At 61.1% G+C, this 15468-nt stretch carries 15 protein-coding genes; 6 read left to right on the forward strand and 9 right to left on the reverse strand.

Annotated features, from left to right (window positions below; genetic code table 11):
• Positions 1–836 (forward strand): 4-hydroxyphenylpyruvate dioxygenase family protein (locus tag K6M89_RS18260; RefSeq protein ID WP_222140409.1); only part of this gene is annotated, 836 nt, incomplete at its 5' end.
• A gap of 112 nt (positions 837–948) precedes the next feature.
• Here K6M89_RS18260 and K6M89_RS18265 read toward each other — a convergent pair.
• The 7 genes from K6M89_RS18265 to otsB form a co-directional block, all read right to left on the reverse strand.
• The gene (locus K6M89_RS18265) at positions 949–1713 is read right to left on the reverse strand and encodes an SDR family NAD(P)-dependent oxidoreductase (protein ID WP_222140410.1); all 765 of its coding nucleotides are present in this window, start codon (positions 1711–1713) and stop codon (positions 949–951) included.
• 42 nt (positions 1714–1755) lie between these two features.
• A complete protein-coding gene (locus K6M89_RS18270; RefSeq protein ID WP_222140411.1) occupies positions 1756–2484 on the reverse strand; it encodes an SDR family oxidoreductase in 729 nt (242 codons plus the stop codon).
• Positions 2485–2509: 25 nt separating this feature from the next.
• Positions 2510–3769, reverse strand: a complete 1260-nt coding sequence (locus K6M89_RS18275; RefSeq protein WP_222140412.1) for a sugar ABC transporter permease — start codon at positions 3767–3769, stop codon at positions 2510–2512.
• The gene (locus K6M89_RS18280; RefSeq protein ID WP_222140413.1) at positions 3766–4587 is read right to left on the reverse strand and encodes an ATP-binding cassette domain-containing protein; all 822 of its coding nucleotides are present in this window, start codon (positions 4585–4587) and stop codon (positions 3766–3768) included. Before K6M89_RS18280 ends, K6M89_RS18275 begins: the two co-directional genes overlap by 4 nt.
• Positions 4588–4656: 69 nt before the next feature.
• Complete coding sequence (locus K6M89_RS18285; RefSeq protein ID WP_222140414.1) at positions 4657–5730, reverse strand: ABC transporter substrate-binding protein; 1074 nt, start codon at positions 5728–5730, stop codon at positions 4657–4659.
• Positions 5731–5966: 236 nt separating this feature from the next.
• Positions 5967–6851: a helix-turn-helix domain-containing protein gene (locus K6M89_RS18290; protein WP_097580803.1), complete on the reverse strand. Its 885-nt coding sequence runs from the start codon at positions 6849–6851 to the stop codon at positions 5967–5969.
• Positions 6852–7052: 201 nt separating this feature from the next.
• Positions 7053–7832 (reverse strand): trehalose-phosphatase, encoded by a 780-nt coding sequence (gene otsB, locus K6M89_RS18295; RefSeq protein ID WP_222140415.1) that lies wholly within the window; start codon positions 7830–7832, stop codon positions 7053–7055.
• A 122-nt stretch (positions 7833–7954) separates the two neighbouring features.
• Between otsB and K6M89_RS18300 the strand changes: the two genes are divergently transcribed.
• The 4 genes from K6M89_RS18300 (at position 7955) to repC (ending at position 13602) form a co-directional block, all read left to right on the forward strand.
• Complete coding sequence (locus tag K6M89_RS18300) at positions 7955–9040, forward strand: ROK family protein (RefSeq protein WP_222140416.1); 1086 nt, start codon at positions 7955–7957, stop codon at positions 9038–9040.
• A gap of 854 nt (positions 9041–9894) precedes the next feature.
• Positions 9895–11112, forward strand: a complete 1218-nt coding sequence (gene repA, locus K6M89_RS18305) for a plasmid partitioning protein RepA (RefSeq protein WP_097580800.1) — start codon at positions 9895–9897, stop codon at positions 11110–11112.
• Entirely contained in the window at positions 11109–12098 is a 990-nt protein-coding gene (gene repB, locus K6M89_RS18310; protein WP_222140417.1) for a plasmid partitioning protein RepB, read from the forward strand. The genes repA and repB overlap by 4 nt, the downstream gene beginning before the upstream one ends.
• Positions 12099–12297: 199 nt before the next feature.
• Positions 12298–13602 carry a plasmid replication protein RepC gene (gene repC, locus K6M89_RS18315; protein ID WP_222140418.1) on the forward strand — a complete coding sequence of 435 codons (1305 nt, stop codon included), beginning with the start codon at positions 12298–12300 and terminating at the stop codon, positions 13600–13602.
• A 42-nt stretch (positions 13603–13644) separates the two neighbouring features.
• On the opposite strand, the gene K6M89_RS18320 is transcribed toward repC, so the two are convergent.
• The gene (locus K6M89_RS18320; protein ID WP_222140419.1) at positions 13645–13962 is read right to left on the reverse strand and encodes a type II toxin-antitoxin system RelE/ParE family toxin; all 318 of its coding nucleotides are present in this window, start codon (positions 13960–13962) and stop codon (positions 13645–13647) included.
• Positions 13962–14243, reverse strand: coding sequence for a type II toxin-antitoxin system Phd/YefM family antitoxin (locus tag K6M89_RS18325; RefSeq protein WP_222140420.1), 282 nt, complete (start codon positions 14241–14243; stop codon positions 13962–13964). The genes K6M89_RS18320 and K6M89_RS18325 overlap by 1 nt, the downstream gene beginning before the upstream one ends.
• Before the next feature lie 220 nt (positions 14244–14463).
• Between K6M89_RS18325 and K6M89_RS18330 the strand changes: the two genes are divergently transcribed.
• On the forward strand, positions 14464–15456 hold the full coding sequence (locus K6M89_RS18330; RefSeq protein ID WP_222140421.1) for an LLM class flavin-dependent oxidoreductase: 993 nt from the start codon (positions 14464–14466) through the stop codon (positions 15454–15456).
• Positions 15457–15468: the final 12 nt, after the last annotated feature.

Raw genomic sequence — 15468 nt, forward strand, 5'->3', positions numbered from 1 at the left:
TGCACGGCACCTCGGCCTATGCCGCCGGTCTGCTGGTCGACGATGCGCAAGCGGCGTTGCAGCGCGCCGTCGCGCTCGGCGCCGAACGCTTCGCGCAATCGCTCGATGCCGGCGAGATCGAAATGCCAGCCGTGCGCGGCGTCGGCGGCGGCATTCTCTATTTCCTCGACCGCAAGAGCGAGCTCGGCCGCATCTGGGAGATCGAATTCGATGCGATCGAGGACGACACGCCGCTGCAGCCGGCCGGGCTGCAGTCGATCGACCATATGGCGCAGACGATGAAATATGAGGAGCTTTTGACCTGGCTGCTGTTCTACACCTCGCTCGTCGAGGTCGAGAAGACGCCGATGGTCGATATTGTCGATCCCTCCGGCATCGTCCGCAGCCAGGTGGTCGAGAACAATGAAGGCTCGCTGCGCATCACCATGAACGGGGCGGAAAACCGCAACACGCTCGCCGGCCGTTTCATCGCCGAGACCTTCGGCTCCGGCATCCAGCATCTCGCCTTCCGGACCGACGACATCTTTGCGACCGCCAGCGCCCTTGCCGCCAACGGCTTCGTGCCGCTTTCGATCTCGCCGAACTATTATGACGACCTCGAAGCCCGCTTCGGCCTCGATGCCGAATTCGCCGATCGGCTCAAGGCCAACAACATCCTCTATGATCGCGATGACTCAGGTGAGTATTTCCAGCTCTACAGCCCCACCTATGGCGAAGGATTGTTCTTCGAGATCGTCGAGCGGCGCGGTTATCGCGGTTATGGGGCCGCCAATGCCATCTTCAGGATCGCCGCGCTGAGGAAGCATCTGCGACCGGCAGGCCTGCCCCGCACCTGAGACGCCTATCAGGCCGAGGTTCTCAGCATAAGCGCGCCGCCGGAAAGACTGGCAGGGCAAGGCGACTCAGCATCGACGCAGAGAGGCCCCTCCCCGAGACCACCGTCGACGTTTATCGCGTGGTATAACCGCCATCGATCACAAGGACTTCGCCGGTGACATAGCTTGCCGCCGCCGAGCAGAGAAACAGGGCGGCGCCGGCCACCTCTTCCGGCTGTCCGACGCGTCCCATCGGGGTCATGCTGCGCCAGGTCGGGAACCAGTCGGGATTGTCGATGCCGCCGCGTGACAGGTCGGTCTCGATGTAGCCGGGGGCGATGGCGTTGACGCGGATGTTCTCGGCGGCGACTTCGCTCGCCAGGCTCTTCGTCATCATATGGACCGCCGCCTTCGAGGTGTTGTAGGCGGCCTGGTTCTGCGGAATGTTGGAAACGATGCCCGAGATCGAGCCGATATTGAGGATGGCGCCGCCGCCCTGGCGCCGCATAGGAGCGAGTGCGGCGCGGCAGGCGCGGAAGACGGCGTCGACGTTGACGGTCATGATCTCGCGCCAGATGGCATCGGAGAATTCGCCGCTGTCGCCATGAATGGCAATGCCGGCATTGTTGACGAGGATGTCGAGCCGGCCTGTCCGTGAGAGCGTCTCGGTGACCAGCGCGTCGGCGGCATCGTCTTTCGTCAGCTCGGCGGCGATGAAATCGCAATCGACGCCGGCCTTGGCGAGCCGGTCTTCCGCCGCCGCATTGCGGCTCCTTCCCGCAATGAGGACCTTGGCGCCCGCCTCGCCGAGCGCTTCGGCGATTGCAAGCCCGATGCCGCGCGTGCCACCGGTCACGAGCGCCACCTGTCCATCCAGGCGAAACCTATCGAAGATCATGTCCGTTTCCTTCTATGACTGCGAGAGGCCGGCACACCCTCGTCAGATATCCGTGCTTTGCGGCAGAATGACGAGATCGCGGATCGTGATGTTGCGTGGCCGCGTCAGCATGAAAAGCACTGCTTCGGCCACTTCTTTCGGCTCCATCAGGCCGCCCGCGGCGAGCGCCTCATCGAGCTTCTCCTGCGGCCAGTCGCTGAGAAGCGCGGTGACGACGGGGCCCGGGGCGATGGCACCGACGCGCAGGCCGTGTTTGGCCACCTGCCGCCTCAGCGTATGGACGAAGGCCTGGACCGCATGTTTCGAGGCCGTATAGATCGGCTCCCAGACGACCGGGACCATGCCGGCAACGGAACTCGTCAGAATGATGTCTCCGGTCTTTCGCTCGACCATGTGCGGTAGCACGGCGTGCACCGAGCGGAAGGCAGCATTGACGTTCAGATTGAGCATGCGGTCCCAGGCGTCGGGGTCGCCGGTCAGCACCTCGCCGCCGATATAGGAGCCGGCATTGGCGTGGAAAATATCCAGCTGGCCTGCCTTTGCCAGGATCTCGGGCATCATCCGCGCCACGCTTTTCGGATCCGTGAGATCGATGATCAGGGGAATGGCATCGGCACCGAGCGCCGAGCAGATTTCCTTCAATGCTTCTTCGTTCCGGTCGACCAGCACCACTCGGGCGCCGGCGGCAAGCATGGCCTTGGCGCATTCCAGGCCGATACCCGATGCGGCTCCGGTGACGGCCGCTACCTTTCCAGACAGATCCTGTCCCATTTGCTTCCTCTGCTTCTTGAGTGTTTTAGGCCCGGCCGTGCGAGATGCGGGATCGGCGTGCCAGCGAGTCGACGATGACGGCGAGGGCAAGGACGGCGCCGGTGATCATGTACCGAAGCGACGACGACAGATCGAGAAGCGTCAGCCCGCTGGCGATCGACTGAATGACGATGATGCCGAGAAGGGCCGAATAGGCGCTGCCGCGCCCGCCGAACAGGCTGGTGCCGCCGATCACCGCCGCAGCGATGGCGTTGAGATTGACGTCGCCGGTGCCGGCCTGCTGGCTTGCGGTTGCGAGCCGTGCCGCCGAGAGCACGCCGCCGGTTGCCGCAAGCAGGGCACAGGCGACGAAGGCGCTCGCATAGATACGCGACACATTGATGCCCGAGCGGCGGGCAGCCTCCCTGTTGCCGCCGACGGCTTGCATGGAGCGCCCCCATTTCGTGCGCGTCAGCGCATAATTCATCGCGATGACGAGGCCGACGAAGAGGCCGAACATCCAGGGGACACCACGCGACTGGTTGAGATAGAAGGCCACCGCCTCCAGAGCAACGGTGATGATGACAGCGCGCAGAACAAGTCCGCCGACCGATTTCGACGAAAGGCCGGCCGCCCGCCGCCGCGCCGCGGTGCGGTAGCTGGAGAAAAAGAATGCAATGCCGGCAAAGGCTACGAGCGCATAGGCGACTGGATCCGGCATGACCATGATCTGCCCGAAATTCACGAGCCACGAGCCATAGGTCAGATTAATCGAGCCGGTCGATCCGAGAATGTAGAGCTGCAGCCCGAGAACGGCGAGCAGTCCAGACAGGGTGGAGACGAAACTCGGCATGCCGAAGCGGTTGAAGAGGAAGGCGTAGAGCGAGCCGATCAAGGCGCCGACAGCCATGGCGGCGAGGATGGCCAGCACGACCGGCCAGCCCTGGTTAATCCAGAAGACACCGACCAGCGCCGAGGCAAAGCCGCTGACGGAGCCGACGGACAGATCGATTTCTCCAACCATCAGAATGCAGACGATGCCGAGCGAGATGACGCCGACCGTCGAGCAGTCGAAGAGCATGTTGACGAGGTTGGCGCTAGAGAGAAACACGGGATTGAGCGCCTGGAATACCGTCCAGATGATCGCCAGGCCGACGATGACGGGCAGCGAGCCGAGGTCGCCGGAGCGGATGCGGTCGATAAAGCCGCGGATCCATCCAGTGAGGCTATCGTCATGGCGTACTCGTTCATCGCGCCGGTCGAGAAGCGGAGGTGCTGCCGGTTCGTTCTGAATGGTCTTCATCATGGCCTGCCCTCCTCGTTCTCGTGGCCTTGCGCCTTGCGGCGCATGGCGCGGCGGGAGACGGAATTGTTGGACGCGCCGGTGATCGCGCTGACCAGCGCTTCGTTGGAGGCATCAGGCATGAAGGTGCCGTTGTTGCGCCCGAGCCGAAGGACGACGATGCGGTCGGCGACGGCACGCACATCCTCCATGTTATGGCTGATCATGATGACGCCAAGGCCGCGCTCGCGCACGCGTTCGATCAGATCGAGCACTTCGGCCGTCTGGGCGACGCCAAGTGCCGCGGTAGGCTCATCGAGCATGATCAGTTTCGGTTCGAGCAGCAGCGACCGGGCGATCGCTACGGTCTGGCGCTGCCCGCCGGAAAGCGACGCCACCGGCTCGCGCACACTTGGGATTCGGGCCGAAAGCTCGTTCAACAGCTTCCAGGCGCGGATTTCCATGGCGACCTCATCGAGTTGGAAGGGATTGAGCTCCTTGCCGAGAAAAATATTGGCGACGACGTCGAGGTTTTCGCAAAGGGCCAAGTCCTGGAAAACGGTTGCAATGCCGAGATCAAGGGCAGCACTCGGGCTCGACAGATCGACCTGTTTTCCCTCGAATAGGATGGTACCGGAACTGGGCTGGTGCACGCCCGCCAATATCTTGACCAGCGTCGATTTGCCGGCGCCATTATCGCCCACCAGCGCCACGACTTCGCCGGCATGCACGTCGAGTTCGATATCGGTGAGCGCTGAGACCGCGCCGAAGTTTTTCGATATTCCGCGCAAGCTGAGAACGGGCTGGCGGGCGCCGTCGAGTATATGAGAGGTGTCGGACATCGCCTGGCCTTTCCGAAGCGAAATAAGGCAAGCGCGGCCGGCGAACCGGCCGCGCTTGCCTTGACTTGATTACTTGGTAATGCCGAGCTTCTTGCAGCCGTCGGCATAACGGCCGGTGCACAGCTCCTCGGCGGTGTTGATCTTCTTGTCGATGATCTCGGCCTTGAGGTTTTCGGCGGTTACGACAGCTGGCACGAAGAGCTGTGCCGGCGTGTCGTAAAGCGTCATCTCCGCCTTGATCGTCTCTCCTGCCAGGAGCTTGACGGCGACGTTGGCCGCGGCCGCGGCGACGATTTCGCTCGGCTTGGAGATCGTGTTGTACTGATCCCCCGATATGATCAGCTGCAGCGCGGCGATCGTCGCGTCATTGCCGGTCACCGGCGGCACGGGATCGACACCGGCGGCCTTGAAGGCGGCGATGGCGCCGCCGCCGGTACCGTCATTGGCGGCGACGACGCCGACGATCTGTTTGCCGAAGCGGGTGATCTGGCCGGCCGCCCATTGCTGCGCATTCGCCGGCTGCCAGTTCGGCGTGTCGAATTCGGCAAGCGTCTTGTAGCCGCCGCTGGCGAGACCCTCGTGAATGCCGTCCTTGATCAGCCCGGCGGCCGCATCGGTCGGCGAACCGTTGATCTGCAGGATGCCGCCGCCCTCGGTCGGTACATTCTTCGCCTTCAGATGCTGGACCAGCGATTCCGCGATTGCCTTGCCGATCGCCTTGTTGTCGAAGGAGACGTAGAAATCGGCCTTGCCCTTCGGGATCGGACGGTCATAGGCGATGACCTTGACGCCCTGGCTCTGGGCGAGCTGGACCAGAGATGCGGCGGCTGCCGAATCCACCGGATCGAGCACGATGACCTTGGCGCCCTGGGTGATGGCCGAATTGAATTGCTGCTGTTGTTTGGCGATATCGGCATCGGCATTTTGATAGATGACCTTGCATGAGGCGCAGAGCTTTTTCATCTCCGCGACGAAGCCCGGATGGTCATGCTCTTCGTAACGGGTCGAGCCCTGGTCGGGCATGAGGAATGCGACCGTCGCACCCGCAACGGCGCTTTGCGCGAAGGCGGAAGCACTGCCGAGCAATGACAGGACAAGTGTTGCCGCGCCTGCCGCTTTTGTCGAGAATTTCATCATTTCCATCTCCTCCCATTGGAAAACTTGTGTAGTTTCGTCGTTGCGGTGTTCTCTGAACGAGCCGCCTCGCCTGTCCCGGCGGTTTACAGTTTTCTAAGGACAAGCGTCTGCTTTCGCGAACCGCTCATTGCGTGTTCGCGCTCAAACCAGTGTCAGTTTTGTCCCTCCTCCCGTCCTCCCTATCGCCTTCTTCGGCGGATGGTTGCTTCCTATTACCCGGAACCGATGCTCGTCCGGCGCCCTTACGCCGCCTTGACCACGTTGATATTGTCGCCCAGCAATCGTCGAAAGCGGGAGGGCGTCATGCCCTTTTCTGCGAGGAACTGGCGGTTGAAATTGGATAGATTGTTGAAACCGACCTCGAAGCAGATATCTGTGATCGATGCGTGATCGTCGCTCATCAGGATCTGACAGGCGAGGTTGATGCGCAGGCGTTTCACATATTGCACGAGCGACATGCCGGTGTGGCGGCGAAAGGCGCGCGAAAAGGCGCCGGTGGACTGTCCGGCAATCGCGGCAAGATCGGCTTCGTCGAAGGATTTGGTCAGGTTCTCCCTGATATAGGCGAGTGCTTTGTTGATGCCGGCCGACATGTAGCCGGATGGATCGGGCAGATAGCTTGGGCTGGCGAGAAGCTGGGCATCCTGCGCCCGGCTGAGCAGGCCGACGATCATCATGAAGAGCTCGATGCGACGCACGCCCTGCGCCTGCTGCACCTCGTTCATCAGTGGCGCGACCTGCCGGCTGGTCTCGGCGCCGAAGAGCACGCCGCGGCGGGACGCTTCGAGGACCGGCTCGAAGGGGCCGAGTTCGGCCATCACCTTCATCGTGTCGCTGATGAAATTTTCGCTGAACTGAATGAGCTGGCATCGAAGCGGAATGCTCGATCCCTTGGGGACGTCGCTGATCCAGTTATGGGGAAGATTGGGGCCGGCGAGCACGAGATTGCCCGGTTCGAACTCCCCGATGAAATCGCCGACGAAATATCGACCGGTTGTCGCCACGACGAGATGCAGCTCGTATTCCGGATGAAAATGCCAGCGAACCGTATGATAGGGATAACCGTGCGCCTTGGTTGCGAAAGATTCGCCCGGCCGGATCTGAACGACTTCCAAGTCAGGTTCCATCGTTTCCTCCTCCGAGGTCGGGTTCCAAGCCCACCCGCCAAATTCCCTTTTTGGCTTTATTGTTGAGCGGAGTGTAGTGATCTCGTTTCGCGCCTGCCACCACGAATCACGGGCAAAACCGATACTTTTTTGATGGTTGACGCCGCACAGGCGGTGCAAAGACGACGACAATCCGCAGCGGAGATCGCCCAAGGACCTATGTTAGGCGGCCAGGGCGGCGATGACGTTCCTGACCAGCGCAGCCGAAGACAGCCGGCTCGTGGCGCAGCTCGGAGCGCCGATCGCCCCGACGCGTACGGAAACGCCGCCGCGCGCATTGGCGATCGCAAACATCGACTCGTCGGTCAGATCATCGCCGATGGTGATCGGGCAGCGGTCCTTGAACGGGTCGGACTGAAAAAACCGCTCCAGCGCATCACCCTTGCTTGAGCGTGCCGGCCGCAGCTCGAAGACCATCTTGCCAAGCTGCAGCGCCCAGTTCGGCCCGGCGACCTTGGCATAGTGGTGCATGCGCTCTTCGAGCACCTTTTCATATTCGGGCGCGAGCCGGTAATGGGCGGCAACGGCGGGACCCTTGTCTTCGATCAGCACGCCTGGATAGTGCTCGGCTTCGGCGGTCAGGGCATGTTTCAGAGCCTGAAACTCGGGTGTCGCCTCAAGCGTATGCATTCCGGCGGCACTTCTGATCTCGGCGCCATGCAGGCCCGCTGTCGGAAATGCAAAGGGTTTGAACAGTGCGTCCGCATAGGCAAGCGATCGTCCGGTCACCAGCGCCAGGGCGCCGCCGAGCTTGTTCGACAGGCGGTGAAGCTGTCCGGGAAGAGCCTCCGGGACTTCGATCGCATCCGGCGTGGGCGCGAGATTGAGCAGCGTTCCGTCGATATCGAGAAACATTGCCCAGCGCTCCGGCTCGTCCAAAACCAATGAAAGCATTTCCTGTGTCGCGGTGTCGTCCTGCACGGTCTTCTCCAAACTCTGCAATCATTGAAGCTAGGTCGCCGGCCGGCAACGACAAGATGACTCGGCAGTCGGGAACATCCAGAGGCAAGTCGGCGTTCTATCTGGCCGCCCGTACAAGCACTCCCGCCGTAAAAGGTACATTGATGGCCAAAAACAGTTCCAAGCATAGCGAGGAGGTCAATGCGCCATTGGCGCATGGTGCGACTGTTCTGCCGCTGGTGACCATCGACGACTACAACAACGAACTGCGCGACAAGAACGGTTTCGTCGGCGACAACGCCAACAAGGAAACCTTTCAGCAGAAGCTCGACGATTGGAGAAAACATGTCCGCAAGTTCGGAGACGATCCGATCGGCAAGGTTGCAACAGCAAAGCTCTCCAAGAAAAAGATCGAGGCTCTGCTGAAGGGAGACGATATGGAGGCCGCCGCACTTGTCATGGGTGCGGTGGAGGATTTCGCGCAGGCCTTTGCCGAGGTGATCGGAAAATTTCTGAAGGACAAGCGTTGGGGCAAGACCGAGCGCATCGTCGTCGGCGGCGGCTTCAGGCAAAGCCGCTTCGGGGAGCTGACGATCGCCAGGACCATGGTTCTTCTCAAGGCGGCGGGCATTAATATCGAGGTCGTGCCGATCGTCCACCATCCGGACGAGGCGGGACTGATCGGCTCCGTGCATCTCATGCCACCCTGGATGTTCAAAGGCTACGAGGCGATGCTGGCTGTCGATATCGGCGGCACCAACGTCCGCGCCGGCGTCGTCGAATTCGGAAAGGAAAAAGCGCCGCATTTTGCCGATGCGCGCGTCTGGGAATCGGTCATCTGGCGCCATGCCAACGACGAGCCGAGCCGCAGTGCGACGATAGAGAAGCTGGCGGCGATGTTGCAGGGGCTGATCGACAAGGCCGAAAAAGCCAATCTAAAACCGGCGCCAATTATCGGGATCGGCTGTCCCGGCATCATCAAGGCCGACGGCTCGATCGAACGCGGTGGGCAAAACCTGCCGGGCGGGAATTGGGAAAGCGACAGCTTCAATCTCCCCGCCGCGCTGATAAAGGCCATTCCCGAGATCGGTGACCACAGCACATTCGTGATGATGCACAACGACGCCGTCGTGCAGGGATTGTCGCAGATCGCCTTCATGCAAGACGTGTCGAGATGGGCGGTGCTGACCATCGGCACGGGCCTGGGCAATGCGCATTTTACCAATCGCGAGGGGATGAAGGCGCGATAGCGGCTGACCATCTGTCCGCGCTTCATGGCTGGCGCACACGTGGCAGCAAAGGTTTATGGTAAATAGTCGGTAAATAACGAGGAATTTGGCAGACGGAAGTGAAGCCGTCCATAAGTTCCGCTAGAGACGGTTCGTTCGTAGCGGAGTGCGGATCGGTTGGGCTGGAAGAATGGCATTCAGCCGGTCTATTGCCCGCCGAGCATATCCATCGGCACCTGATTCGCCTAGCAGGAGCTTTTGTCATCTTTGTCCGGGACAATCCTGCCCACGTATTGCAGGCGCGCTCCCTCCCTCCCCCTTCCGACTTTGAATCGAAAAGATGGTGATAACGCCGGCGGGCAGTTCTCCGCAGGTTCAAATTGCGCTTATCTCTGTGGCTCCTCGCAAGCCCATACGCAGACGAAAGATGGAAGATGAACTTCAAGGGAATAAGCGCTCCGCTCAATGCCGGTCGTCTCGAACAAATGCTCGGCCTTGCCCCGTCACGCCGCGATTCCGAAGCCCAAGACGCAAATGACAAGTCCTCCGGCAATGAACCCGTCCGCGGGCTGGAGGCCGAAAGCCTGTACCGTTCGTCTGCCTATAAGTGAGAAACGGCATCCTCAGCCGGGCCGTGCCGAGCGACGAAGCAGTCCGCGATGAGCCGGCAATGACGTTGCGCGGTTCGGCGGCTTCGGCGGATGCGGTCCCGGCGTCATTGTCAGCTGACAACTTCGCTAAGATTCCGGAATTCCACGTGATTTTTTCGTCGAATCCGGTTTGTTATTGATTGGCTAACCAAGAAATCGCTTGACGGAATCACCAGACTCACGATCATTTGCGCAAAATTAACCGATTTATCAGGATTTGCGTGAATGCCGACCAAGGCCGCGATTGTTGAGAAAGCCAAGAGAGCGAGTCAGGTCTCGATCGACGAGACGATCGCGCAGGACTCGACGATGCTCAGCAGCCAGTTGCAGGTGCTGTTCGAGCGGTTGTTTTCGCCCGATGCCCGTAAATCGCTGCGGCGGTTCAGCAGCACCGAGACGGCCAAGCTGCTTGGCGTCACCGACAGCTATGTTCGCCACCTCGCCGCGCAGGTGGAAAGCATCAATCCCGAAAAGACGGCCGCCGGCCGCCGGGTGTTCTCGCTCGAAGAAATTCATGCGATGCGCCAGCATCTCGGACGCACCAAGCCGTCCTATCTGCCGATGCGCCGGCCGGGCGACCATCTCCAGGTGATCGCCGTCACCAATTTCAAGGGTGGCTCCGGCAAGACGACGACATCCATCCATCTGGCGCAGTTCCTGGCGCTTCGCGGCTACCGCGTCCTTGCCGTCGACCTCGATCCGCAGGCATCGATGTCGGCGATGCTCGGCTATCAGCCGGAATTCGACGTCGGCGAAAACGAGACCCTTTACGGCGCTATCAAATATGACGAGACGCGCCGCGACGTCGCCGACATTGTCCGCCAGACCTATTTCCCCGGTCTCGATCTCATCCCCGGCAATCTCGAACTGCACGAGTTCGAACACGACACTCCAAAGGCGCTGGCCGATACCAACCGTGACGACAAGGACATGTTCTTCATGCGGGTCGGCAATGCGCTGCATTCGCTGGAGCAGAGCTATGACGTCGTCATCATCGATTGCCCCCCTACCCTCGGCTTCCTGACGCTGTCGGCTCTGTGCGCCGCCACCGCCGTGCTGATTACCGTTCATCCGCAGATGCTCGACGTAGCCTCGATGAACCAGTTCCTGACGATGACCTCCGACCTTCTGGCCGTGGTCAAGCAGGCAGGCGGCAACCTCGATTATGACTGGATGCGCTATCTGGTCACCCGCTATGAGGCCAATGACGGTCCGCAGGCCCAGATCGTCGCCTTCCTGCGCAGCCTGTTCGGCGAGCGCGTGCTGACCTCGATGATGGTCAAATCGACGGCGGTTTCGGATGCGGGCCTGTCCAAGCAGACGATCTACGAGGCGGGACGCGAAACGATGCATCGGCAGACCTACGACCGCGGCGTCGAATCCGTCGACAATGTCAATGCCGAGGTCGAGCAACTCATTCGCAGTGCATGGAGCAGGACATGAGCCCAAAAGGTCGCGATATCCTGAAGAGCATGGTCGGCGCCGTGGAGCCGGCACGTCCGGACGCGCCGGGCGCCCCGCCGCCGCATCGGCCCTCGGGCGCGGTCAAGGCAATGAACCTGTCGCTCGGACGATTGGGTGAGGAAGCGGCAGCCGCCAAGGCGCTGCGCGAATCGCTTGCCTCAGGCGACAGGGTGCTGGAGATCGATCCGGCTGCCGTCGAGATGTCCTTTATCCGCGACCGCATCCCGGTCGACAAGGACCCCGAATTCGAGCGGTTGAAGCAGTCGATCCAGGAAAGCGGGCAGCAGGTTCCGATCCTGGTGCGGCCGGATCCGGTAAAGGCCGGGCATTACCAGGCCGCCTACGGTCACAGACGTCTGCGTGCGGCTGCCGAGATCGGGGTTCCCATCAAGGCTGTGGTGCGCAAGCTGACGGACGAAGAACTGATCCTCGCACAGGGACAGGAAAACGGCCCGCGCGTCGACCTGAGCTTCATCGAACGGGCGCTGTTTGCGCGGCGCATGGATGAACACGGCTTCAGCCGCGACATGATTGCCCAGGCGCTGGCGACGGACAAGCCGGAAACGTCAAGGTTGCTGCAGGTGGCGCAGACGATCGATCCCGAGATCATTCTTGCCATCGGACCGGCGCCCAAGGTCGGACGGCCGCGCTGGTTGGCCTTTGCCGAGAAATTCAGGGAGGCCGGCGGGCAGAAGAAGGCGCGGGCCGCAATTGGTGGGGCAGTCTTCCAAACGCTGGAGAGCAATAGCCGCTTCGACGCAATCTGGAAGGCGCTCGAGGAAAAGAGCGCACCGCAGCGGGCCGAGCAGACGCTTCGCACCCAAGGCGGCAGGCAACTTGCTTCGGTGATCCAGTCCGGGAAAACCTTTCGCATCACCGTCAAATCGGCGGCGTTTTCAGAATTCCTGGCTCAGCGGTTGGTTGGCCTCGCCGCCGAGTTTGAAGAGGAAAATGAGGGAAAATGAGGCAGTTAGACCGATTGTCAGCTGACAATTCGGATAGGAGATAACCCGCAAAAGAAAAAAGCCCCCGAACGTCACCGTCACGGAAGCTTTCCTCGTAGTCTTGAACACCTCCGAGAATCGCACTTCCGAGAATCGCTGTCAAGAGTTTTTGGCGCCGTTTTGGCGAGCGGATTTCTTTTGCCCCGTCGAGGTGGAAGAGATGGAAACCGGAAGTATAACGACGCCCTTCGGGCGGCGGCCGATGACGCTTGGCATGCTCGCAAGCCAGGTGATGGCAGGTGAGATCAAGCCTGATCAGTCGGTCGACAAATGGAAGCTGTTTCGTACGCTGTGCGAAGCAAAGCCGCTGCTCGGCATCAGCGATCGCGCGCTTGCCGTGCTCAATGCGCTCTTGAGCTTTTATCCGAAGAACGAGCTGGCTCAGGAAAACGGCTTGATCGTATTCCCGTCCAATATCCAGCTTTCGCTCAGAACGCATGGCATGGCCGAACAGACCGTCCGGCGGCATCTTGCAGCACTCGTCGAGGCGGGGCTTCTGCTGCGCAAGGACAGCCCTAACGGCAAGCGTTATGTTCGCAGGGACAGGGCAGGGGAGGTCAACGACGCTTTCGGCTTCTCGCTGGCGCCGCTGCTTGCCCGCGCCGAGGAGATCGAACAGCTGGCCGCCGAGGTGATGGCCGAGCGGCTGCATGTTCAGCGTCTGCGCGAACGCATCACGCTTTGCCGCCGCGATATCGCCAAGCTGATCGAAGCGGCGGTCGAAGAAGACGTTCAGGGGGATTGGCAGGGCCTGTACCAGGAGTTTCGGGATCTGGTCGAGGGGCTGCCCCGGTCGCCGACGACGGCACAGCTCGAACAATTGCTGGACGCATTGACGGCGCTCAGGGCGGATATCCTTAACCGGCTGGAAATTCGAGTTAAATCGACAAATGAGCGCGGCAATGCCGATTATATCGAGCGTCACATACAGAATTCAAACCCCGAATCCATTTCTGAACTTGAACCAAGCTTCGAGACGAAGCAGGGCGCGATGCCGGCGCAAGATAATGGGCGAGGGGCCGTGACGCTGGAAGAGGGGAGGGGTGAGATCGCCCATCCGGGCAGGCAGGAGGAGAAGCAAGATCGACGACCGGGGGCGCGCGATGATGCCGGCGGGCTGAAATCCTTCCCGCTCGGCCTGGTTCTGCAGGCCTGCCCGGAAATCCTTGCCTACGGGGCGAATGGCGAAATCCGCAGCTGGCGCGATCTGATGGCCGCGGCCGTGACCGTTCGATCGATGCTCGGCGTCAGTCCGTCGGCCTACGAGGAGGCCGCAAACGCAATGGGACCGGAAAATGCCGCGACGGTGATGGCATGCATCCTGGAGCGCGGCGGCCATATCAATTCGGCCGGTGGTTACCTCCGCGACCTGACGCGGCGAAGCGAAAAGGGCGAGTTCGCGATCGGCCCGATGCTGATGGCGCTCCTGCGGGCAAATGCGCCGGCCGGCCGAAAAACTGGATAAGGTGCGAGGGTGGAAGACCGCTGCAGCTCGATTTGCCGAGTGTCAGCGGATCAGCCTTCGCTCCAGGAAAGCCTGCATGTCGCGGCGCCCGTCTACGACACAGTAGACGACGACATCGGTGTCGATGATTCGATAGATCATGCGCCAGGGCTTATGGTGCTGTTCCCGATATTCGGTGAGGCCGATAGCGGTGAGCTCTTTCGGAATATTTCCTCGCACAGGAAATAGATCGGCGCAGGCACTCTCGATTTCGGTCAGGACACGCTCAGCCGTCGCGGTGCCGTCGCGGCCGGCGATGAAACGATAGAGATCCTCGATGTCGCGTTCGGCTTCCTCGGCGAAAAGAACACGATAGGGCATCAGGACTGTTCGTCTGACAGACGCTTGCGGATGCGCGCGAAGGTGTCGGCAGCAGGTCGCAGCTTACCTTCCTCGACTTGCCGGTTGGTGAGCGCCAGCACCTTCAGGAGCGCCAGAGTCTCTTGCGTTTCTTCGTATTGGCCGACGTCCTGCAGAATAGCCTTCGCCTCGCCGTGAAGGGTAATCACGACTGGCTGCGGATTGTCCTTCAGTGTCCGGATAATCTCGGGCGCATGCGCCTTGAGGTAGCTGATCGGCTTGACCTGTTCTGACAACTTCATGCGGGTGCTCCCTTTTGACCAGAATATAGATCATTAAATGGTCGATTGAAAGAAGCCTTTTGAAGGGACGGCGGTCCGGCCCGAACCTCGGATTTTCATTTCAGGCGCGGCCGCTTTTTTTCACGGTCCCTCGCAGAAAGAGAAAGTCATTTCTTATAATGAAGTTTGTCTACTGATTTTATAGATTAAGATTTGCAACCGGCGATCGGATCATGATGCCATGACCTATCTTCTCAGTCTTCTCGATAAAAGCCCGATCGAACAAGGTTTGACCGCCGCGGACGCGTTGCGGGCGACGGTCAAGATTGCCGCCAGAGCCGAGGAACTCGGATATCATCGTTTCTGGGTCGCCGAGCATCACAATATGCCCAATCTGGCGAGCTCGGCGCCGGAGGCGCTGATCGCCTACCTCCTCGCCAGGACCTCGAGGATCCGTATCGGCTCCGGCGGCGTCATGCTGCAGCATTACAGCGCTTATAAGGTTGCCGAGACCTTCAATCTTCTGGCATCGCTTGCGCCGGGCCGCGTCGATCTCGGTGTCGGCAAGGCACCGGGCGGTTTTCCGCTCGCAACGCGCGCCCTGCAGCTTGCCGTCGATCCGGCGAGAAAGCCGGATTTTGCAAGCCAGCTTTCCGATCTCAATACCTATCTCGCCGCTGATCCGAATTACGACGGTGCGCAGGCGACCCCTTTCCCGCCGACGGCGGCCGATCGTTTCCTGCTCGGCGCCAGCGTCGAAAGCGCCGAACTGGCGGCCGAGAAGGGCTGGGAACTGGTCTTTGCCGGTCACCTGAATGGCGATCCTGACAATCTGCGCAGAACCTTCGAGGCCTATGAGCGGGCATCCGGCGGCAAGCGTCCCATCCTGGCGCTCGCAGCCTTTGCGGCCGAAAGCGAGGATTATGCCCGCGAGCGCATCGGCAAGCTGCGCATCGTCAAGCTGTTCCTACCGGACGGCCAGACCGTCAATGTCGGCAGCGCGGAGCAGGCGGCCGAGTTTGCCCGCCAGGCCGGCGTCACCGATTACCGCATCGAGGAGAAGGTGCCGAGCGTGCTGCACGGCACGGCGCAGCAGATCCGCAAGGAATTGGACGAGCTCCATCGCCGCTACGGCGTCAAGGAATTCGTGCTCGACACGCCGGCGCTTTCAACCGCTGAACGCCTGGCCTCCATCGAGCTGCTCGCCGCCGAGCGGCTTTCCCTCGTCGCCTGACCTTTCCAAGGA

It is taken from the genome of Rhizobium croatiense, assembly GCF_019793465.1.
Classification (GTDB): Bacteria; Pseudomonadota; Alphaproteobacteria; order Rhizobiales; family Rhizobiaceae; genus Rhizobium; species Rhizobium croatiense.

What these genes read in the sequence shown, in the direction of transcription:
- K6M89_RS18325 (WP_222140420.1), bottom strand. Translation starts at nt 14,243, where the DNA reads ATGAAGTTGTCAGAACAGGTCAAGCCGATCAGCTACCTCAAGGCGCAT.
- K6M89_RS18290 (WP_097580803.1), bottom strand. Translation starts at nt 6,851, where the DNA reads ATGGAACCTGACTTGGAAGTCGTTCAGATCCGGCCGGGCGAATCTTTC.
- repC (WP_222140418.1), top strand. Translation starts at nt 12,298, where the DNA reads ATGGAAACCGGAAGTATAACGACGCCCTTCGGGCGGCGGCCGATGACG.
- repB (WP_222140417.1), top strand. Translation starts at nt 11,109, where the DNA reads ATGAGCCCAAAAGGTCGCGATATCCTGAAGAGCATGGTCGGCGCCGTG.
- K6M89_RS18265 (WP_222140410.1), bottom strand. Translation starts at nt 1,713, where the DNA reads ATGATCTTCGATAGGTTTCGCCTGGATGGACAGGTGGCGCTCGTGACC.
- K6M89_RS18285 (WP_222140414.1), bottom strand. Translation starts at nt 5,730, where the DNA reads ATGGAAATGATGAAATTCTCGACAAAAGCGGCAGGCGCGGCAACACTT.
- K6M89_RS18275 (WP_222140412.1), bottom strand. Translation starts at nt 3,769, where the DNA reads ATGATGAAGACCATTCAGAACGAACCGGCAGCACCTCCGCTTCTCGAC.
- repA (WP_097580800.1), top strand. Translation starts at nt 9,895, where the DNA reads ATGCCGACCAAGGCCGCGATTGTTGAGAAAGCCAAGAGAGCGAGTCAG.
- K6M89_RS18300 (WP_222140416.1), top strand. Translation starts at nt 7,955, where the DNA reads ATGGCCAAAAACAGTTCCAAGCATAGCGAGGAGGTCAATGCGCCATTG.
- K6M89_RS18270 (WP_222140411.1), bottom strand. Translation starts at nt 2,484, where the DNA reads ATGGGACAGGATCTGTCTGGAAAGGTAGCGGCCGTCACCGGAGCCGCA.
- K6M89_RS18280 (WP_222140413.1), bottom strand. Translation starts at nt 4,587, where the DNA reads ATGTCCGACACCTCTCATATACTCGACGGCGCCCGCCAGCCCGTTCTC.
- K6M89_RS18330 (WP_222140421.1), top strand. Translation starts at nt 14,464, where the DNA reads ATGACCTATCTTCTCAGTCTTCTCGATAAAAGCCCGATCGAACAAGGT.
- K6M89_RS18320 (WP_222140419.1), bottom strand. Translation starts at nt 13,962, where the DNA reads ATGCCCTATCGTGTTCTTTTCGCCGAGGAAGCCGAACGCGACATCGAG.